Origin of the sequence: Chryseobacterium sp. B21-037 (assembly GCF_028570785.1) — a bacterium.
GTDB lineage: Bacteria > Bacteroidota > Bacteroidia > Flavobacteriales > Weeksellaceae > Chryseobacterium > Chryseobacterium proteolyticum.
Genome location: NZ_JALGCB010000001.1, coordinates 4,895,529 through 4,918,054, shown reverse-complemented (window position 1 = coordinate 4,918,054; position 22,526 = coordinate 4,895,529). Strand labels below are relative to the sequence as shown.

Sequence of the window (22,526 nt, the reverse complement as noted above, 5' to 3'; positions counted from 1 at the left end):
ACATTAAATAGTAAAAAAACCCTTAGTGGCAAAAGCCACCAAGGGTTTGCTTAATATGAAAAATGAAAACCTATTCCTGAATACAACGAACACTGTACCCGTTTGTACGGTTTGTGATGACATTCACCCCGGTGCTACCAAAGTTCAAGTTGTAGGCGTAGGCACTTGCGTACTGCGTACTGCTCCAATAGTACCCGTTGTTGCCACGGCTGAACAGGGCTCCATTCACGTTGTTACGGCTGCCGGCGGCTGGCAGAAATAATGTATTTCCAAACTTGCCTCCACTGCTGTAATTCGTTGGGCTATTTGTCCAGGTCCCTGTAGTAGTGAAGCTATTATTAGCAATCACCTTCTGCCATTGGTCATTTGTAGGAACCCTATATCCTACAGGACATGGATCCTGCGCAGTCTTCGTTGTATCAGACCAGCTGTTATTAGGAAGCGGAGAACTAATCCATCCTCCAATAGCACCACTATTAGCCTGATCATCCGCCTGGCTTATATAACGTCCTGCCTGGCCTGTCTTAGCTCCCCATTGGTATTTAGCTCCGTGAATAGAGGCCGAAGGTTGGAAGGGATCTGCATTCATATCAGCCCCTAAATTATGACACATAAACGCCTTAAAGACTCCCGGTGCTATAAATGCTCCACACGTTACAATATGGATGATGATATCGCCATCATAAATGCCATTGTGAGCAAAAGGAAGCGTTCCCAAAACCATAGTATTTCCAGGAAGAAGCTTTAAGGCATTAAAACTACCATCCCCATCTACCTCAATACTCACCGCAATACTTCCCGAACTACTAAACGTTCCCCCAGGATAAGAAACCCTAAACTTATTAGTGTCTCCTCCCTGGCCACTTCCTGAATTATTGGAAATCCATGCGCTCGTATAAGCGTCATAACTACCTTTCCCTCCAGTATAAGGGACTTGAATCGTAAGCTTATTAGATCCGTTATCTACAACTCCCTGGACATCTCCTGTTCCTCCCAAATCCACAGAAGCAACATACAGGTTTTGAGGAAGAGTAAAACGGGCAGTACCCTTACCTACTATTTGGCTACTCGTACAAGAAAGGGAAAGCTTTGTCCAGACACCCGTAAGGGTACCATTGGCTCCCGGAGTACCCGTAATAGGATAGCTTATAACAACTGTCTGCCCAGAAGTCAAAGTAACATTACTCCCACTTACTGATCCTCCTGAAAAAGTGGGAGTACCAACCGTTAGACCTGTAATACCACTTAAAACCAAATCTCCCGAAGAAAAATTGATCGTCGCAGAAGAAAAAGAATTATTCGTTACCGTTACTTTATAACTGGCTCCTGATAAGGCTGAGCCCGAAGTGTAGGTACCTGAAAAACCGGTACATTCGGAAGTTACCACGGTAGAAGATGTTGTAGAGCCTACACAGCTCCAGTTAGGTGCTCCAGGAGTTCCCAAATTCAGGGATAAACAACCCGTAGAACCCACTCCACAATCTGTACAATAAACAATCAAACCGGAAACTGGGGATACAATATTATCCCTTTGTACTTTGGTAACACGAGGAGGAGCAAAACCCTGCGTCGTACTGCTTACATCTAATATTGCTGAAGCATCCGCTACTGCAATTCCAACACCAACATTACCGCCTGTAAAACCAAGGTTCTTTCCTGACAAATCAACCTGACGATTACCCGAAAGAGATCCATCTGAATCATAAATATTATAATCAGAGACTCCTGCACTACCTCCCAAAACCTGCCAGGCAGTACCATCAAAGTAATAATAACCAGCAGTGGTAATATTTTGAGTTACAGCATCTGGGCTACTTACTCCAGAAGTGGCATAAATAAGAGTTCCCGCCTGATCCAAACCATAACGGGAATTGCCTGATTGAATCTGATCGCCTGTTAAACGAGGGGCAAGAAGACCCTCCGCGCTACTCCCATCACTGTTTTTGGCCATTACATCTAATGTAGCCTTGGGATTCGTATTATTGATGCCTACCTGACCGCTCAAAGCAATACAACAAAAGCATCCGAAAATTAGTAATAGTGTTTTTCTCATCTGTGATAATTTATTAAATTATAAGTTGCTATTATATAATAATAAGTGTATAGAAAAGACCTAACTTTTTTAGAATTAAGATTTTTCTATAGATGTAATTTTAAGCTTTTGTGACTATGATTATTATTATTTTAATGAATAATCGCATTAGAACTATCTAAGATCAAAATGAACTTGAAAAAATTACCCTTCCCATATTGATCAAAAAAAATATCCTTAGTCACTACTATGTAATATCTTTTGCAAAATTACTACGATACAGCTCAAATACTCTTAAGATTTCTTAAGAACAGAAATCATTAACAATTATAGTACAATTAAGAAAACCCATTATTTTTTCATAACAGAATAATGTAAAGTTAAATAAAATTCATATCAAATCACAAATTCAGGAAATAAATTTTATTCATTATTACAATTATTCCAAAATAAGTTCTTTGATAATGGTAATATGCCCTGAAAATATATGATAAAAAGCTTCAAAGTTCTACGAACAAAGTAAACTAGCTAAAGGTCGTCATTTATACATTCATTCCCATCATAGAAATCTTATGAAATCCAATAAGTGATATTAATGTGATACTAGTTTGCTTTTAAATAATACAAGTGATTTTTACTTTTGTCAAAATTATCCTTTTAGTTAGAATATACTATGCAAAGAAACCACAACTTAATACTTATGAATTTGCTCAAACTCATTAGATAGATAAGATTATTTTAAAAATAAGCCCAGTCTCAGAATGAATAATTAATAATTCCATCCTTAAAATATAATTTTCATTATATTAAATGATTATCTATTTTGCATTCATCTGCTGCCGATCATTTGCACTAACAAGCTAATTAATAACAATTTATAATTTCCCTAATTAGAAACAAATATTCTGAATAGATATTGCTACGCAAAAATTTTATATTGTTTTACCCATAGAGCTTAAATTTTCTTAAGATATCTTAAGGATAGTACATCATCTTTTTGTCTAAATTTAAATATCATAGGCAAATATGTATCATATAGCATATTAAATACTTTAAGCCTGATATAATTTATTTCTTATACAACTTATCTGACTATATAGGGATTATATTAGAAATTAAAATAACAGTACTCTATTAAATAGAATCTTGTTGATCAATCATTGAAAAGAGATATGATAAATTATTAGTCATAATAACCTAAGTACAGTATATATAATAAACAATAACAAATGGTATACAAATTATTTTTAAAGCATGTCGAAGAATATATCAAAGTAGATGATGAATTAAAAGTATCTCTTACTAAGCTTTTTGAATATAGGAAAATAAAAAGTAAAACTCATTTACAATTGGCTGGAGAACCTTGTAATTTTATATATTTTATTATTTCAGGATGTCTTAAATCATACTATACGGATAAAAATGGGAAAGATCATATTCTCTCATTTTTATCCCCAGGACTATGGGCCTCAGATCTGAATTCATTTATCAATGGATTACATTCAGATTACTCAATAATGTCAATTATGAAAACAGAAGTCTTACAAATATCAAGACCCTCATTTGAGAAACTATTGGCTAATCATATAATAATGGAAACTTTCTTCAGAAATATATTGCAAGGAGCACTCACAACGCAACAGACCAAACTGGTAAACATCCTTTCTTTAACATCCCAAGAACGATATGAAAATTTTCTTAAATTATACCCCTCAGTTATTCAACATGTTTCGTATAAAGATATTGCCTCATACCTAAATATGACACCGGAGCACTTAAGTTTTCTACGTAAAAAGATGCTTAACGACGAAAAAAACAGCTTTGCTAGCACTTGATCTAATATAATATTACTTTTTAATAATAATTATTGAAAAAATAAACCAATAATACAAAAGGCTATTAACCGTTTTTTGTATTATTGGTTATTTTCAATTTTAAAGTGATAAGTTATTTAAGAACAAGAATTCCCAGAATAGCAGGGGGCTTAAATAACTTTGTGAAAAGTAGCATCTCTCTATCTCTTCTTTTTGACACTTCCGATAGTAATCTAAATAGTACTGTAGCTTTTTTCAAACCATTTAATGTAAGAGTTCACTGCACTCCTTACAAAATCTTTTGTGCTGCCTTCAATCATAACTCCATTTACAGAAAACAGCGCATCACTATTTGTAATATAAACCTCTGGCTGTTGCATGGTTGGCATATTAAGAAATACAAGACTTTGTCTTAAATGATGATTAGCTCCAAAACCCGAAATATTCCCAGGAGAATGACTGAAAATTGCTGCCGGTTTCCCGTTCCAAATACTCTTTCCGAATGGTGTTGAGCCTATATCAATTGCATTTTTTAAAACACTGGGAACAGATCTATTGTATTCCGGGGTTACAAATATAACACCATTTACACTTTGCATATCTGCCCTAAATCTTTCAATAGCCCAAGGAATATTTTTGTCGGTATCAAAATCTTGATTGTACACGGGTAATCCTTCCAAATCAATAATTTTAAATTCATATCCCTCCTGCGGGACAAAGGATTTAATTGTTTTGGCTATTTTTTTTGAAAATGAATCTCTATGCAAACTTCCTGCAAGAATTCCTATAACTTTTCCCATAATTTTTATTGCTGTTTTCCTTAATATTAATTGTACTCATATTTTAATAAAATCTACCAGATAGGAATAAATACAAATAGCCCAACTCATTTTTTTCACTTAAAAAGTATATTTTTAAGAGCTATTGCTACCTGTGTAACAGAATCCCTAACAGACTGAATATGTGAAAGATGTTCTAACTTACCATAATCGTGGATTAATCCCTTATAAACAGCAATTGTAGTTGCAACTCCTGCCTCGTCAAGCTTTCGACCATATTCTATTCCTTCGTCATAAAGTATATCATTCTCAGCAATCTGAATAAGCGCTGGAGGCAGTCCTTGCAACTCCTCAATAGACGCTTGATTTGGAGAAGCATACTTTTCCTTTCTTTTAATCAGGTCAGGAACATAATTATCCCACATCCACTTCATTGTTTCAGTCGTTAAAAACCTATCTTGTCCGTATTTTTTATATGACTCTCGAGAAAAATCAGAATCGGTGACAGGCCATAATAAAATCTGATACAGAATATTAGGCCCTTTTTTATCTTTCGCCATTAAAGCTACTGCTGCTGCTAAATTTCCTCCTGCACTATTTCCAACGACAGCCAATTTCTTCCCATCAACCCCAATTTTGTCTCCATGAAAAGAAATCCACTTTGTAGCAGCATATACTTGATTAAGAGCAATAGGATATGTTACTTCAGGAGACAAGGTATAATTTGGAAATACTGCTACAGCTCCACTTTCAACAACCAGATCCCTTACCAATTTTTTATGAGTTAAAAAATCCTCAAAAGTCCAACCGCCACCATGAAAAAACATAAATACGGGAAGTTGCCCTTCTGCCTTTTTTGGCTTTACAATATTAATATTTATAGATATCCCGTCTTGCTGAATATCCATATTGAAAACATCAATATCTGAGTAATCAAAGTTCATAGATGTACTACTTTTAATAAGCATATCTCTAGTATCTTCTATACTCATTTCATCATTTGTTTTGGGATTTTCACTATTCATCTTTATAAGAAAAGACCGAATATCCTTCAAAATATTTGAATCATTTTCAATAGGCCGGTTTATTTTATCCATAGGTTCGCTATACTTGAATTTATTAATGTAATTTTACTTCATCATAATCCTATACAAAAGTTCCATTAACTATTTCTTTCCAACCCTCCCTGAAAGTTCTGAGTTTCGAGAGTGTGATAAATTAGTGTCAAGAAAATTCATTTATAAGGATTTAATAAAAGCATCCACCTTATTAATCAGTAACCTCTAATCTTGCTCTTGTAACTTTGTTTAATTAAATTTTACCTTTAATTTTATCCGCTATCTTTTCTGCTACCATTATAACTTGAGGATTTAAGTTGATAAGAGGAATTTCAGGAAATATAGAAGCATCAACAACTCTTAGATTTTGTATACCATATAGACGTCCTTCAGCATCTACTACTGAATTCTCACCTCCTTCTTTACCCATTGGAACTGTTGAACAAGGATGCTGGAGTGTGGATACTCCACTTAATAGGGCTTTTCTAATCTGTTCATCACTTTGAACATCAGAGCCTGGGTAAATTTCGCTATGATAAAACTCCTTTAATGGACTAACTGTAACCATTTTACGGGCAATTTTAAAACATTCTATCATCCGTAACATATCTTCCTCTGATGTTAGGTGCCTAAAATCGATAATCGGCATATCAGCTGGATTTTTGCTCGCCAATTTAACTGATCCCTCTGACTGACAGTTCATGAGTTCCAATCCAAGAGTAAATATTGATTTTGTAGGGCTAGTAGAAGGGTCTACCAAATGTGATGGTGAGATAGCTATATCAAGCTCATTCTTTGAGGAAGCTCTAGTAGAATTAGTCCAGAGCTGCGATCCTACTACAGGATGTATTCTTGTATTTTTCTCCGGTACTGCCGCAAAATTCATCCAGTAAAAAGGATGGTCAAGTAAACGCTTTCCAACTGGGGCATCTAAAACGACATCAATATCCAACTCCTTTAGGTCCTTCGCTGGTCCAATACCAGATCGCATTAAAATTGCAGCACTACCGTAAGCTCCTGAAGATAGTATTACTTCTCTCCCAAAAATTCGCTTCCCATTTGCTAATAAAATACCCTTTGCTTTTCCTTTTTCTATTATTACTTTATCTATTAAGCTTTCGCTTAAAATATGGAGATTATTACGTTTTCTTACTTGATTATTAAGATAAGCAATCCCTACATTTACACGTACACCATTAATAACATTCATAGGAATAGGACCCGCTCCATTATTTTCATTCGGATCATTAAAGTCCATAACTTCATTATATCCCATAGCAACTGCAGTATCAACAACCGCACTTTGCACTGGCGTTATATAATGCTTTTCCATTTGATGAATAGGAAAAGGTCCTTTTCTCCCATGCCACTTATCTGATCCATGTTCTGTACTTTCCATTTTTTTATAATATGGTAGTACATCATCAAATTTCCAACCTTCAAGTCCCATTTTTGTCCAACGATCAAAATCAAATTTTAAAGCTCGAACTGCTACTGCACCATTGATATTAGAACTGCCTCCAACTCCTTTTCCTCTTGGTGCAATAATAACATTACCATATTCTTGTTCAGTACTTTTATAACCCCAATCATATCTCTTATCCAAATTTGCAGCAATTATATTGCTACTATAAATAAGTTCCGGATTACTTTCGGGATTAAAATCCAATCCTGCCTCTATTAACAAAATCTTCCACTTCTTTTCCTCTGATAAACGATTTGCTAATACAGCACCCGCTGACCCAGCTCCTGCAATAATAAAATCGTAAGGCTTATCCTCATCAAAATCACCTTCCTGATTATTATCATAATCCAAATCTACCCCAAAATTATCTAGAGTATTTTTCATAGCATTAGTTGTAATTCCTATTAAACCTGTAGCCATCGTTAATGCACCAATTTTAATAGCTTCTCTTCGTTCCATATGTATCTTTTTAAAACTTGAAACAAAATTATTTATCAATTACTAATTACTTCTTAATAATTCTTAAGAGATCAAATGACGGCTTATTACAATAAGTAGGCCTGCCTGATGGTATAAAATTTGTAATTGTACGAACGTATAATATAAAAATAATCATTATGCCTAACGATTTTTTTCTAAACTATGTAGGAAACTATATAGAAACAGATGAAGAACTTAAATTAGCACTTATCCAATCATTTGAATATCAGAAAATCGAAAAAAAAAACTATTTACAAATTCCTTGTGAAGTCTGTAATTATCAATATTTTATTATTTCTGGCTGTGTTAAAACTTATCATACTGATAAACATGGAAAAGATCACACAATAATATTTCTTCCCCCACAATGGTGGGCTTCAGATTTAAATTCCTTTTTTAACGGAACCGTTTCAGATTATTCAATAATGGCAATAGTAGATACTGAAGTGCTTCGAATATCAAAAAATTCATATGACAAACTTTTATCTCAACATCCAATAATGGAGACTTTCTTCAGAAAAATATATCAAGGGGCTTTAATTGCTCAACATAAAAAAGTTGTTGAAATGTTATCACTATCTGCACAAGAACGTTATGACAATTTTTTACAACAATTCCCTAACTTATCCGAGTACATTTCTTTTAAGGATATTGCTACTTATCTTAATATGACTCCCGAACATCTAAGCTACCTCCGTAAAAAAATGTAATTACTACTAGACAATTTCTTATAATTTAGAATTACTGAGCTAAATCAGACATGGAAAATATAGGTATTAGAAATCCCGTAAAAATAAATGCTACGAAATAATATGAAATATCTATTTGTTGCATTTATTTTTTAACCAAACAAGATAAGAGTTCCAATGCCCCTATCAACTGAAATTCTAACAAAAAAATGATAAGAATTAAAACTGATATTTATATATCAATAAACTGAAATAAAATGAAAATTTGAAGTTTGTTACAAATAGATAAAAATTAGCGAAAAAAAATTAAAATTTCATTATTTAACTTGTTGCTCCGAATTAAAATCAGTAGGCATAGCATAGTTTCAAATTTACCAAAGTCCTCTTCTATGGTTAATCACCCAACGATACATTCCAAGAATATTTAATTTATTCATTGTTTCAAATCCACCCCAATTTTTCACGTCATCCGAAAATTTGATATTACGATAAAGTTGATCCCAACTTTCTCCTTTTCTTACTAAATCTAATACTTGTTGATGAAGATCTACCATATAGACTTTTTCATTTCTTATATCATCTTTTGTCGTAAGTGTATAATGGCCAACATCAATATAATCAACATCTTGCTGTAAAGCCAGTCTAAAGTAGCTACCCAACCGTCATAATAAAAATCCAGAAAATCATTGTATGGCATTGTTTTAGATTCTCCTACATCAGTCAGTTGTAAAGCCTTATGATTTGGAAACAAAACTACAGAAATACTATTAGAATGACTTGGCGCAATGTGCTTAAGTAATATTAATTCACCCGCCAATTTGATTTGCATTTCCCTATCATATACAACATCCGGGATAGCAACTGGTAATTTTTCTCCGATAATAGGCTCTAATCCGTTTTTTGTATAATAACATATGCCCCAGACCGCTGAAATACTTGGGATCCAGCTGCATGGTCATAATGAGCATGCGTTAGAATAACATACTTTACATTTACCTTAAATCTTTTCTTGATCTCAGATTGTAGCCAAATAGCAGCTTGTGTTCCGGTAGGATCAACTGCAACTTTTTAGTAATAAGTACTAACCCGCTATGCAGTGCTGGTAATGTACCACTAGTGCGTCTGTATAGATTGTCATTTATTTTTACCAGACTCTTTTCTAAAAGCGGTGTAGAATCACTCGAAATATCTGGTAAGACTTCTCGATTTTATAATGTTTTTTGTTCACGTACTCTGCTCCTCAAGATCAAATTTGACCTGTGACTGTATTTTACCATTTATTACAAGTAATACTATCCATATTAAAAGCTGCGTAGTGCTTTTTTCTCCATAAAAAATTATATTTAATTTAAAGGTCGAAAATTAATTTTTTATATAAATTTCTCCTTAATCTATATTAATAAAGAACCAGTTTTTTACATGGCGGATTTACTAACTTTTGCCATAACTTTAATGCATTATGTTTGTAATTATGTAAGTCGTTCGCAATTTACCATAATTACTTATTAAATCCGGGAAATACTTTGTCATATAAATAACCTCTGAAGTTATTTATTTGCTCTGTAACAATATCAAGCCAAACTTTGATGAAAATAGTTACTGAAAGAGAATATAAAAAGCAAAAATTAAAGATAGAATGCTTACTATTGACAAAATGATACCTAAAACAGTAAGATAATGTGGAATTTTCCCTATTAAACTTTTATTTGATTTACCATCCATTTTATATGCCCAATTCAAGTTGATTCTGTATAAGTTCAAAGTATTTTCCTTTGAATTTTACCAATTCATTATGATTTCCTTTTTCAATTATCCTTCCATTGTCTAAAACTATAATTTGGTCTGCCTTTTTTACAGTTGATAGCCTATGTGCAACAACAATCATTGTTTTCCCATTAAAATAACGATTAATATTATTAATTATAATTACCTCATTATTTGAATCTAAAGAATTCGTGGCTTCATCAAAAAAAAGATAATCAGGATTTTTATAAATAGCTCTTGCTATTAAAATTCTTTGCTTTTGTCCATGGCTTATTCCAATACCCTCTGAACCAATGATTGTGCTTAATCCAAGGGGCAATTTATCAACAAAGTCATTAACATTTGCTAATCGAATAGCATTCAATATTTTTTCTTGATTAGCGTTTTCTTCTAAAGAAATATTGTATGAAATCGTATCAGAGAAAATAAAGCTATCTTGTAATATTACTCCACATTTACTTCTCCAAAAAGTATTTTCTACTTCCTCTAAGGTATTATCATTTATTAAAATTGTTCCCTGCTGTTGCTGATAGAATTTAAGAATTAATTTCAAAAGTGTGGTTTTACCACTTCCACTAACTCCTACAATAGCAGTTGTCTTACCTTTTGGAATTTTTAAAGAGATGTTTTTTAATATGTAATTTGAATTATCATAAGAAAAAGAAATGTTGTCGATATTTATATCTTTGATGTCCTCCAAATATGAAATTTTATTTAGATTCTCTTCATTAGGTTTATTATGAATTTCATTTAATCTTTCAAAACTTACTTTTACTAATTGATATTGTAATACAAAGTTTATCAATTGTCCGATGGGGGCATTAATACCTCCCAATATAAACATAATAGCCAGCATACTGCCAATGGTTAATGTTTGATTCATTACTGCAATTGATGACACAAAAATAACTAATATAGTCTGAAAGAATCCAATGAATCTATAACTTTCATATTTTTGAGTAGTTTTAAGCTTATTAATATTATTTAAATAGATATTAGTTTGGATCTTTTGCCATTCGTTACGTTTATTTTCTTCTAAATTATTAAGTTTTATTTCTTGCATGGAACTAATTAATTCATAAATCTTATTTCTATCTTTTATTTCTAGGGTAAATGTCTTTTGATCTAGTAATTTTATTTTATGCAAAAATTTAAAAATCCACAAAAGTTCTAAAATAGTTCCTATAGAAACAATTAAAAAAACATTAATATTAAAGTAAAATAAAATACAGATATAAATTACAATACTAAAAAATGAGAAAACAGTTTGAATTAAATCTTTCGATAAAAATGATTCAATTCTATTATGATCTTGTATTCTTTGAATCAGATCTCCAATATTTTTACTGTTGAAAAATCTTAATGGCAACTGCATCAATTTTACTAGAAAATCGGAAATAATTGATAAACTAATTCTGCTACTAATATGAATAAATAACCATGAACGATAAAACTCTAATCCTATACGACTTACAAACACTAAAATTTGAGCAATTAAAATTAGATAGATGATAGAAATATTTTTTAATACTACCCCTTTATCTAAAATTTTTTGGGTAAAGAAAGGGAAAATTAGTTCTATAAAGGAGGATATTAATAAGGTTAGAGCTATTAAAAAAAGTTGTATTTTATGTTTTACGAGGTATTGAGTTACATATTGCAAATCATTTTTCTTTTTTTTTTTCTCTCGTATATCAAATAATTTTTCTGTTGGATCTAACAATAAAACAATACCTTCATCACTTTCTTGCGCCCATCCCTTTAAAAACTCTTTTTGGGAATATACTATTTTCCCAAAACCTGGATCGGCCACATATAGTTGTTTATTTACAACCTTATATACTATTATAAAATGATTTTGATTCCAAAAAAAGATAGCGGGCAGTGGAACATTATTTATCATCTTTTCAAAATCTAACTTTACTACTAAGGTATTAAATCCTAATTTTTTTGCAGTATCATTTAAATCTGATATAGTAATTCCTTGTTTTAATAAATTACTCTCTACAAGTACAGGATTAGTATTCGAAATATTAATTCCATAATATTTAGCAATCATCCTAATACAGGTTACTCCACAATCTTGACTATCCAATTGTCTAAGAAAAGGAAAAGTCTTTTTAAATAACTTCATAATCAGGTTTACGAAAACTCTCCAATAGATTAGTATAGGTAGGTTCCGGGATTGTTGGCAATGCTTCATTGATGCTTCGGATAGCATCTTTATATGTTAATTTTTCAATTTGAGTCTCCTGTTTAAGTTCATAAGGCATTGCATCAATTACGGTATTTTGAATATAAGTAATTAACCTAATTAAATCATCGCAATAAGCAGAGGGATTATTAAACCCATTTGAAGATTTATATCTGTGAGCAATATAACCGCCCCCACATACTTCCATAATTGGACAAGCCAAACATTTCCTGGCCAACATTTTACCACTATTATAATATACATTAATTAAATTATTTTTCGCAACATCATCAATCTCAATATTATTATTGACATTCAGGTTTGTTTTAGTGAATCCCTCACCGCATATTTTCAAAATATCAACCGCTTCTAACTCTCCATTAGTTTCTAGTACTAAAACATTATTTTCTGATGTTCCCAAGATATCTATTTCAATCTCTTGTCCTAAAATCTTTTTTACTATAATGTCAAAGATCCTAATTACAACATCTTCTTTGTTTATGAACCAAAGATCAAACAGTTCCTTATACCAATCAAACATTGACCTAGAAAATTGATTATTTACTTTAATATGATCATGGTTGGTATCCATAAAAAGAATATCAAAACTCTTTATATTGGATTGTATAAAATTATTATATATTGTAGTTGCAGAGGCATTAGAATTCATTACAGATAGTATTCCAAAAGAAGTTTTATTTCTTTCAAGTACTCGAATGCCTTTCATTACTTTATCATGTGTTCCTTTACCTTTTTTATCAACTCTAAATAAATCATTGATTTCTTTTGGACCATCCAAACTGATTCCAACCTGAATTTCATGCTTTTTAAAAATATTACACCATTCATCATTTATTAATATTCCATTCGTCTGTATTGAAAAAAACACATTGATATAGTTATCCTTAAAAATAGAAAAACACTCAATAAATTCCTCAAGCCTAGACTTACCCATAAGTAATGGTTCACCACCATGAAGAATGATGAAAAAATCCTTAATACTATTTTTTAGGCAATGTTTTAGCATTTTCCTAGAAAAATTTTTACTGGTTGAAATATCAATAAATTTTGGTTGTTCTACATAGGAAGTATCTCCCATATTATACATATAACAGTAACTACAATTAATATTGCATCTGCTTACTATTTTTACGACGACTTTATCAACTTTCATAATTTTGTTAAAATTCGAATTTAGAGGATGACAAAATACCACCCTCTAAAATTCAGTTAGTACCTTTAATTAAAATCTCCTAGACCATTGTCCAAACGCGTTAATCCATTCTCCTCCTATAACATTTTCTTTGGAATTTGTAATATCTAGCGCAGCAGTAGATAAAACTTGATTGTCAAACTTAGCAACAGATTTTTTTAATTTAGTTTTGTCTGTTTTTGTTAAAAAAAATTTTTTCATTTTGATTAAATTTTAGATTAATAACTCTAATCGAAGTTTTAATACATTAGATTATTTATTGGTATTGTATTGATAGAGTAACTTTATACAAATTCCTTTTACATTTTATACTATCACCGTTACAGTAACTAATGCGTGAACAATTTTAGGGGTAATTTTTTTTGATAAAAATTAGCAACCCATTTGAAATATTTTTATAAATGTAATAAATTTTTCACAATAACGTGATATATTATTTATATTTAGATCCATTCTAAATAAATCAGTTTTAAGGATTCCCCTTAAGCCTCCCTTTAGTACTAACATGCACTTGATAGGCAATTATCTTTGTGATTGTAAGCTGAAACTAAATGTTAATAGATTTTATCCTTAATCCATAATATTTTACTTTTCTTCGACTGATTCTCTATTAACTTTCTTTTTTGCGCAACTTTTCCTTTGATAGACAGGGCTATAAAAAACGAATGTTTTTTCCGACTATAAAGAATATGTGTCTGAAAGACAAAATGTGAATAGTGAGCCAAAGGCGATCTCCTCTTATAGGCTTTAACCGACTATAAAACAAATGCTTTTTAATACTCATATGTTTATTACATAGCTTTTATGGTCCGTAAAGCCGTTATAGAAAGGTGATAACGAACTTTAGGATGTAGGTCTATCCGTCAATTATGTAGGTGTATCCGTTATATAACATAATTATTTCCTTAGCTCGGGAAATACTTTGTTATATAAGTAACCTCCCAATTTTTTTATTTCCTTACCTGTAACATTATCAAACCAAATTTTTGATGAAAATATTTTGACTCAATAGACTTTAAAGAGATTCAACGATGCAATTCACGGATAACATACTTTCCAATTTTATCTTCACCATACCAATAAGAAGAAGAAATATAACCACCCTTATTACACGATATATAATCCGCTTTTCTCTTTGGAGTTTTACATCCTTTGAAAGTTACTTTGGTTATAAAAAATTATTGTGTGTTATCATCATAGTTTACAATCTGGACTATCAGAATTTACAAAAACTGCCATAGTAAACCAATCCAAAAATAAAATACTTTTGTATCAAACATTTTAAATAAAAAATGAAAGATTTAAAATTAACAAACAGAACAGGCGCACCCATATCGGATAATCAAAATATATTGACCGCAGGAAAACAGGGTCCGGCATTACTACAAGATGTTTGGTTTTTAGAGAAAATGGCGCATTTTGATAGAGAGGTAATTCCAGAACGAAGAATGCACGCCAAAGGTTCTGGAGCGTTTGGTGTATTTAAAGTTACACACGATATTACACAGTACACAAAAGCAAACTTATTCTCCCAAGTCGGAAAGGAAACTCCATTGTTTGTCCGTTTCTCCACTGTAACTGGAGAACGCGGAGCTGCTGACGCGGAGCGGGATATTAGGGGTTTTGCTATTAAGTTTTATACTGAAGAAGGAATATGGGATTTGGTAGGTAATAATACACCAGTCTTCTTCTTACGCGATCCATTAAAATTTCCTGACTTAAATCATGCGGTAAAAAGAGATCCTCGCACCAATATGAGAAGCCCGGACAACAATTGGGATTTTTGGACATTGCTCCCTGAAGCATTACATCAGGTTACCATTACAATGAGTGATCGTGGTATTCCTAAATCATATCGTCACATGGATGGATTTGGTAGCCATACATTTAGTTTTATAAGTGATGACAAAAAGAGGTATTGGGTGAAGTTCCATTTGAAAACACAACAAGGTATTCAAAACCTCACAAATGAAGAAGCCAATCAAATTATTGCCTCAGATAGAGAAAGCCATCATCGCGACCTATTTGAAAATATTGAGGCTAAGAATTACCCTAAATGGACTATGTTTGTACAAATTATGGAAGAAGAAGCTGCTTATAATTACCATATTAATCCATTTGATTTGACCAAGGTTTGGCCTCATAAAGACTATCCGTTAATTCAAGTTGGTGAACTTATTCTTAATAAAAACCCTGAGAACTATTTTAGTGATGTCGAGCAGGCAGCTTTTAATCCAGCTTCTGTTGTTCCTGGTATCGGCTTTTCACCCGATAAAATGCTACAAGGACGACTATTCTCTTATGGTGATACCCAACGATACCGTTTAGGGGTAAATCATCATCAAATACCTGTTAATGCTCCCAAATGCCCATACCATTCTTTTCACAGAGACGGAGCAATGCGCATAGATGGGAATTATGGTGCAACCACCTCCTATGAACCAAACAGCTATAAGCAATGGCAGCAACAACCAGATCATAGTGAACCTCCTTTAAAAATTATTGGCGATGCAACACATTGGGATCATCGTGAAGATGATGATTATTTCACCCAACCAGGTAATCTCTTCAGATTAATGTCTTTAGAGCAAAAATCACTTTTATTTAAAAATACCGCTGAAGCGATCAAAGACGCACAACAGTTTATTCAAATACGTCATATCAGAAATTGTCATAAAGCTGATCCTGAATACGCAATTGGAATAGCTAAGGAATTAAATATATCTATGAACATGGTTTGGGAATGAAGAATTGGGATGTCATAATAGCTCTATAATCCGCTGGATCAGTTCTTATTAACGCAATATAAATCATCACACCACTTTTTTACTGCGGGATTTAGTACATAATAAATCGAATCAGCGACGACTTAAAACCTAATTTTGAAGAGTAGTATAGTTGAAAAATTACGTTTTAAATTGATAAAGTACTTGTTTAGAATGAATCCGGACTGATGGATATCAGCTCGGATCATTTTTTAAGCATCAATTCTATTGAACTATAATTTAAACGCTTCCATAGTTGATAAACATGTACAATCAAACAACTTCTGGATGAGAATATGATAATAAAATCAATTAAGTATAAAAGTTTAGAAAAATTAATCTTTGAAGAAGGTAAATAATAAATTATAATAGTATCAATGAATACTATTTAACAAAAAATTTTTTCTTCCAACTGGTGATGGTGTTTCTACTTACTTTAAAATGTTCAGCTAACTGATAGTTGTTAAGTCTATATTTTTTTTGATGATCCAAAATATACCAAATTGTTTCTTGATCATAAGACCTAAATCTACTATTACTTAATTTAATTTCTGAGAAGCTTTCCTTTTCAAATATAATTTTATTTAGCTGAAGAACTTCCCTTGATGTTAATTTAGCTTTTTTCAAGAAAAAAGAGCACTTCTCCTCTTTCTCAGGATATTTAGTTTGTATAATATCCCTATAAATTCTGATATAATTTGGCGATTGTTGTTTTTCCATATTCAATGTTTTCTTAATAATATAATGATTGGATGAAGCTTACTCAAAAATTTTTATATTTACTTAACCACTTAAACAAGGTAGTTTTAGGAATCCTATATTCTTCAATAATTTGCTCTGTATCCATCACTCCATTGTTTAATTGTTCCATAACAAATGATATTAGCTCCTTGGTATAGACATTTTTTCTAAATGTCGGTAATATGTCGGATTTAGTATTAATGTGTTTATCTCTGGAGGCAGGTGGAGAATACAGAATGAGATGTTGTGTATACAGTCTAAAAAAGTCATATTTTAGTAATTTACACCATTTAAGAAGGGTATCGCTTTCTAAGCTATCCATTTGGTACATTTTTTCGATTTCAGGTTCCTCACAACTAAAAAAATCACAAATACGTTCTAATGAAAATTTCATTTACAATACTTATTGAGTTTACACTTTATCTTATTACAAATTTCGTAAAGAATGAGACCTCTTTTTAAGAGGTCTCAGATTAGGATATCTCCTACACATTACATCACCAAATGTTGATATAAAAAACCACAAAATATATTTAAACTTTTCAACACTTCATTTAATATGAAAAGCCATATTATTTAATTACTTAGAGGAGTTTTTTAAGACAGCCATTAGCATTACATAATGGATGTCTGATGTAAACTTAAAAATGATTTACAAAAAAAGTAACTATGGAAAAAGTATTAAATGTTAATCATAATCTAAATCACAAAATATGGATTACATTTTAAACTTATTGACACAAATTTAATCCATATTTTATGTTTTAGAAAGGAAAGGACTGTCATTATTCGCGAATACTAACAGCTATACTGATCATTGTAATGCATTTTTAATATCAAATAAAAGGTTGTTAATAAATATTTTACGATTGGTGTGATTGATCATGATTTCTTAATTGCATAATAAATTCAGAAGGTGGAATTTTTCTTATCACATCTTAGTAAATATCTGCTTCCAATAATAAAAGCTAGTCAAAGTCAAAGTAAACGATAGACAAATCATTCCAATTTTAAATATATAAAAATAGGTTGAAAACAATTTAATCTACAAGAAAAATAACTCTTGCTTAATGTGGATCAAGCGAATTAAATCATCGATAAAATGTTTGAAAATACCCTCTTCATGGTCACATGGCAGGATTATTAATTTCTAAAATTCTTTCCCAATCTTACACCAAATGTTTCGATATCTCTTCGGTTATAGTAAGTAATGAGACAACTATCAAGTGGTTGTCTCTTTTTTTATGCATATAAAAATCTATTATCAAATAGTTAAATATTGATTATTTTTAGCTCGATTTTCAACAAGAATTTTGAGCTAATTACGATTAAACTGTCTCAAAAGCGCTACTAGGCTTTAAACCATTATTTATTAAAAGTTCGATATCTCATTAAGATTTATGGGAAAATTTTGAATATTTATTTTCTTAAATTCTTATTTGGGAAAGTAAATTTTGCAATACATTAAAGAAATATTATCCAATAGCAACTCGGTCTATTCTAAAATTGGAAAATGTAAGATATGTACAAAATTATCCCCATAATATACTTAGGAGATCTCCCATACTTTTAAACTGTTTTCACTTTTTCATATAGTAATCAATCTAATACCACCCTGAGAATGTTTTGAAAAAAGGTCTGATAAATCAAATGAAAGATTTTATTCTTTAAATAGGCAAGGATTTTCTTTTTGTGGGAGAAGAGTATAAGGTACAAGTCAGTTCTTCGGACTTTTATATCGATCTGCTTTTGCATCATCGAGGACTACAGTGCTTAGTAGCTTTTGAACTTAAAGCAGATAAATTTAAACCGGAACATTTAGGGCAGCTTAATTTTTATGTTAAAGCATTTGATCGAGATGTGAAAAAAGGACATGAGAATCCAAATATAGGAATTTTGTTGTGTAAAGATAAAATAATGAGGTTGTTGAATATGCTTTAAGTAGAAGCCTTTCACCAACGATGGTTTCAGAATATAAAACTCAACTTCCAGATAAAAAAATACTTCAAAAATTACATGAATTATTTGGAGATTAATTCCGGAAAATAATATTATCATGTATTATGAAATATTAGATTGTATTATACATTATAATTTTTAGCTTTGTGAAATCTCTAAATATACTAGAGAATAAAATACTTAAAAAGAAGTTCTCAAGAACTATTCCTTAGATAATAACTTTTTGGATGAACAATGGAGTCCAATTGAAGGCTTTAGGATGATGTATAATTCCTTAAATGGAGACTTTGGTGTCTTTTTTTAAAAAAGTACAATCTGATTTATTTTACAGATAATAAACTTTATATAATAAAATATTATAAAATCATAATTTTAAATTAAAATTTTATAGTGTTTTTTGACTAACATTCAAATTATTAATTATTTATTTTTTTAATCATTTCAATGTTTAATTCGTAAAAAAAATACATAAATTGCAAGCATACTAAAAAAGATGTATTATGATTAGAATTAAATTTACTATTAAATTTTTATTTTTATCCTCTCTCGCCTGTTTTGGTTCTCTTTCTGCCCAAGAATATGAGCGGATTATAGGAGGGTATATGAATTCTGCAAAAGGACCTTTACAGAAAGTGAGCTCGGAACTGAAAGCTTTTCAGATTATCAATGTTGATCCATCTAAAAGTTTGAAAGGTGATGTGGTAGGGATACAACAGACTCTTAATGGAATTCCTGTTTTCGGTAGTTCAGCAAATGTTTTAGTTCGTGGAAATGAAGTTTTAAGCTTTGCAGACACCTTCATCAAAGATTATCCTACCAGTATTAAGGGTAAAGAAAATGCCAATAAAGATCTCATGATCGATGAGGCAGTAAAAAAAGTTAATAAGAACGCTTCTAAGGATAGTAAGGCATTACAAAATCCTATTAAAGCAACAACCGTTTACTACTTAAAAGCAGGTATTTTACAATTAGGATACCAGTTCTTTATTGAAGAAAAAGGAACAAGTAATGTGTGGAATGTGATTATAAGTACTGAAGATGGTTCTATTTTGTATAAGGAAAATACAACTGTTTCGTGTGATTTTCATTCTGATGCTTATGAGCATTTACCTTTAGAGATATCTCAAACAAATGAAACAGCGCAATCTTATTCGCTTCCGGCAAATCTGAAAAAGACAGCTGCTAATTTTATTTTTGTGCCAGATGATGCCTCTTATAAGGTGCTTGCATTTCCTGTTGAAGGACCTACATTTGGAAACAGAACTCTGGTGTCTAATCCCTGGGATCTAACAGCCTCTCCAGAGGGATGGCATTCTGATGGAACGAATCATTACACCATAACAAGAGGAAATAACACCTATACATATACGGACGAGAATAATACAAACACTCCTCAGTTTTCTCCGGATGGAGGTGCATCAAGAGTATTTGATTTCCCGATGGATATTACTTTGCCTCCACAAAATTATACCTCTGCAGCAGTAACCAATCTGTTTTATACAACCAATAAAATGCATGATGTGTTTTATAAGTTTGGCTTTACAGAATCTGCCCGAAATTTTCAGATGAATAATTTTACCAATGGAGGTACTGGAAATGATCCGGTTTTTGCTGAAGCTAGAGATGGAGGAGCTTATAATAATGCAAATTTTAACCCGGCAGTAGAAGGAACAAGTGGTAGAATGCAGATGTATCTTTTTGAACCAAAAGACATGCAGAATCTTTTTTATAATGCACCGGGAAACTACACAACAAGAATACCGAAAAGTACTACCGCTGCTTTTGGACCAGCACTTGAGGGGAATCCTCCGGTAACTGGTGATCTGGCTTTGCCAATTCCAGCAAATGCGTGTAATGCTATTTCGGCAGGAACCGTGGCTGGGAAAATTGCCGTAACTACTGCAGGAGGTTGTGCGTTTGCACTTAAAACAAAAAATCTTCAGACAGCTGGAGCTATTGGTGTTATTCAATACCATCCAAACAGTGATACACCAGTCGGTTTAGGAGGATCTGATGCTTCAATTACAATACCTACTATTATGATTGGAAAATCAGAAGGCGAATTTTTGGTTAATCAATTAACAGCTGGGACTACAGTAAATGCGACGCTGAAATATGATAAGCAGAATTATATTTATAAAGACGGAAGTCTTGATAATGGTGTAGTTGCTCATGAATATGGACATGGTATCTCTAATCGATTGACTGGTACTGGAAGCAGCTGTTTATCATGGATCGATGATAATGAGCAGATGGGAGAAGGGTGGTCTGATTTTTTTGCTTTAATGGTAACCAACAGGCCTGGAGATAATGCCTCTATACCAAGAGGAATGGGTACTTTTACGAAAGGAGAGCAAATCAATGGAGCTGGTATACGACCTGCAAAATATTCACCTGATTTTAGCATTAATAATTTTACTTATGCCAAGACTAACGGGATGAAGGTTAATGATGTACTGGGCGGTGTCTATCCGGTTACAAGACCAGATGTTCACAGTATCGGTTTCATTTGGGCTACAATGTTATGGGATCTAAATTGGAAGTATGTGGAGAAATATGGTTATAACAGTAATGTATTGGCTGATCCTAATAGTGGAAGTGCAAAAGTATTGCAATTGGTTATGGACGCTCTTAAACTACAGCCATGTAACCCAAGTTTTATACAGGGAAGAGATGCTATATTGGCTGCTGACCAGGCAACAACAGGAGGAGTTGATAAATGTATGATCTGGAAAACGTTTGCAAAAAGAGGATTGGGAGTCAATGCAAGTCCTGGTGGATTGAATGGCCTCTATATGGGTTTCAATAATCCTGCAGCTGAGCTTAATGATCAGGTTGAAGATTTTACCATTCCAACTGAATGTAACACGCTAGATACAAAAGAAACGATTACTGCTAACAACAGTGGAATCTCGATCTATCCAAATCCTGTCAAAGATGAATTTAGCATAAAAGTACCTTCAAACACAGACCTATCTGGAATTACGACGGTAGCGATTTATGATCTTACCGGAAAATTAGTTAATACAGAATATATTAACCTTAACCAGCAACAGAAGGTTAATGTTTCCAAATTAATCAATGGGTCCTATATGGTTAAGATTACAAATAAAGCAATTAATTTCAGTCAGAAAATTATTGTATCAAAATAATACAATGTAATAATTCGATCGGAGGAGTCTTAGGATCTATATTCTAAGGCTTTTCTCTTTTAACCTTCTCCACTACATTATAGAAGTTTGATCCTGGCAAGCACATTATCTGTGATTTCAGGGATAGGAGTTATTTTTTTGAATAAAGTAAATCCCGATAACGAATAATCTAATCTCTAATTACTTTCTATAGAAAAATACGTGTGCCAGGCATCAGAATCAATTTGAGGCATGTAAAATATTATGTTGATTTACAATAAATAGGGTTTATAAGTTCGTCTAATTCCGGTTCTGTATCAGTTGGTAACAATACTAATCTGTAGATTCCTTCAAATTATTTTATTCTAAATATTAATATTCGAAAACGGTAAGCCAGTTAGAGTTTTAATTTATATAACTAAAATTTAGCAAATACTTTTGT

General features: G+C 31.9%; 16 protein-coding genes. 5 read left to right on the top strand and 11 right to left on the bottom strand.

What is annotated here, in order from left to right:
• Window positions 1-70 precede the first annotated feature (70 nt).
• Entirely contained in the window at window positions 71-2,053 is a 1,983-nt protein-coding gene (locus tag MTQ00_RS22125; protein WP_273651032.1) for an FISUMP domain-containing protein, read from the bottom strand.
• Between the two features lie 1,208 nt (window positions 2,054-3,261).
• Here MTQ00_RS22125 and MTQ00_RS22120 point away from each other — a divergent pair.
• On the top strand, window positions 3,262-3,867 hold the full coding sequence (locus tag MTQ00_RS22120) for a Crp/Fnr family transcriptional regulator (protein WP_273647225.1): 606 nt from the start codon (window positions 3,262-3,264) through the stop codon (window positions 3,865-3,867).
• A 212-nt stretch (window positions 3,868-4,079) separates the two neighbouring features.
• Here MTQ00_RS22120 and MTQ00_RS22115 read toward each other — a convergent pair whose 3' ends face one another.
• The 3 genes from MTQ00_RS22115 to MTQ00_RS22105 all read right to left on the bottom strand — a co-directional run bounded on the left by MTQ00_RS22115 (window position 4,080) and on the right by MTQ00_RS22105 (window position 7,607).
• The gene (locus MTQ00_RS22115; protein WP_273647224.1) at window positions 4,080-4,646 is read right to left on the bottom strand and encodes an NADPH-dependent FMN reductase; all 567 of its coding nucleotides are present in this window, start codon (window positions 4,644-4,646) and stop codon (window positions 4,080-4,082) included.
• Between the two features lie 95 nt (window positions 4,647-4,741).
• Window positions 4,742-5,722 (bottom strand): alpha/beta hydrolase, encoded by a 981-nt coding sequence (locus MTQ00_RS22110; protein WP_273651031.1) that lies wholly within the window; start codon window positions 5,720-5,722, stop codon window positions 4,742-4,744.
• A gap of 214 nt (window positions 5,723-5,936) precedes the next feature.
• A complete protein-coding gene (locus MTQ00_RS22105; protein ID WP_273651030.1) occupies window positions 5,937-7,607 on the bottom strand; it encodes a GMC family oxidoreductase in 1,671 nt (556 codons plus the stop codon).
• A 158-nt stretch (window positions 7,608-7,765) separates the two neighbouring features.
• On the opposite strand from MTQ00_RS22105, the gene MTQ00_RS22100 reads away from it, so the two are divergent.
• Entirely contained in the window at window positions 7,766-8,338 is a 573-nt protein-coding gene (locus MTQ00_RS22100) for a Crp/Fnr family transcriptional regulator (RefSeq protein ID WP_273651029.1), read from the top strand.
• Between the two features lie 350 nt (window positions 8,339-8,688).
• On the opposite strand, the gene MTQ00_RS22095 is transcribed toward MTQ00_RS22100, so the two are convergent.
• The 5 genes from MTQ00_RS22095 to MTQ00_RS22080 all read right to left on the bottom strand — a co-directional run bounded on the left by MTQ00_RS22095 (window position 8,689) and on the right by MTQ00_RS22080 (window position 13,689).
• Window positions 8,689-8,976 carry a hypothetical protein gene (locus MTQ00_RS22095; RefSeq protein WP_273651028.1) on the bottom strand — a complete coding sequence of 96 codons (288 nt, stop codon included), beginning with the start codon at window positions 8,974-8,976 and terminating at the stop codon, window positions 8,689-8,691.
• Between the two features lie 229 nt (window positions 8,977-9,205).
• Window positions 9,206-9,331, bottom strand: coding sequence for an MBL fold metallo-hydrolase (locus MTQ00_RS22435; RefSeq protein ID WP_442868079.1), 126 nt, complete (start codon window positions 9,329-9,331; stop codon window positions 9,206-9,208).
• 709 nt (window positions 9,332-10,040) lie between these two features.
• Entirely contained in the window at window positions 10,041-12,215 is a 2,175-nt protein-coding gene (locus MTQ00_RS22090; RefSeq protein WP_273651027.1) for a peptidase domain-containing ABC transporter, read from the bottom strand.
• Window positions 12,202-13,449, bottom strand: coding sequence for a radical SAM protein (locus tag MTQ00_RS22085; RefSeq protein WP_273651026.1), 1,248 nt, complete (start codon window positions 13,447-13,449; stop codon window positions 12,202-12,204). Before MTQ00_RS22085 ends, MTQ00_RS22090 begins: the two co-directional genes overlap by 14 nt.
• A 69-nt stretch (window positions 13,450-13,518) precedes the next feature.
• Window positions 13,519-13,689, bottom strand: a complete 171-nt coding sequence (locus tag MTQ00_RS22080) for a hypothetical protein (protein ID WP_273651025.1) — start codon at window positions 13,687-13,689, stop codon at window positions 13,519-13,521.
• A 1,091-nt stretch (window positions 13,690-14,780) separates the two neighbouring features.
• Here MTQ00_RS22080 and MTQ00_RS22075 point away from each other — a divergent pair.
• Window positions 14,781-16,235, top strand: a complete 1,455-nt coding sequence (locus MTQ00_RS22075; protein ID WP_273651024.1) for a catalase — start codon at window positions 14,781-14,783, stop codon at window positions 16,233-16,235.
• A gap of 402 nt (window positions 16,236-16,637) precedes the next feature.
• Here the strand turns inward: MTQ00_RS22075 and MTQ00_RS22070 are convergent, their stop codons facing one another.
• Both MTQ00_RS22070 and MTQ00_RS22065 read right to left on the bottom strand, forming a co-directional pair.
• Window positions 16,638-16,973, bottom strand: coding sequence for a helix-turn-helix domain-containing protein (locus MTQ00_RS22070; RefSeq protein ID WP_273651023.1), 336 nt, complete (start codon window positions 16,971-16,973; stop codon window positions 16,638-16,640).
• Between the two features lie 43 nt (window positions 16,974-17,016).
• Window positions 17,017-17,388, bottom strand: coding sequence for a transposase (locus MTQ00_RS22065; RefSeq protein WP_273651022.1), 372 nt, complete (start codon window positions 17,386-17,388; stop codon window positions 17,017-17,019).
• Between the two features lie 1,298 nt (window positions 17,389-18,686).
• On the opposite strand from MTQ00_RS22065, the gene MTQ00_RS22060 reads away from it, so the two are divergent.
• Entirely contained in the window at window positions 18,687-18,935 is a 249-nt protein-coding gene (locus MTQ00_RS22060; protein WP_273651021.1) for a PDDEXK nuclease domain-containing protein, read from the top strand.
• Window positions 18,936-19,453: 518 nt separating this feature from the next.
• Window positions 19,454-22,105: a T9SS-dependent M36 family metallopeptidase gene (locus tag MTQ00_RS22055; RefSeq protein WP_273651020.1), complete on the top strand. Its 2,652-nt coding sequence runs from the start codon at window positions 19,454-19,456 to the stop codon at window positions 22,103-22,105.
• The last annotated feature ends 421 nt before the right edge of the window (window positions 22,106-22,526 follow it).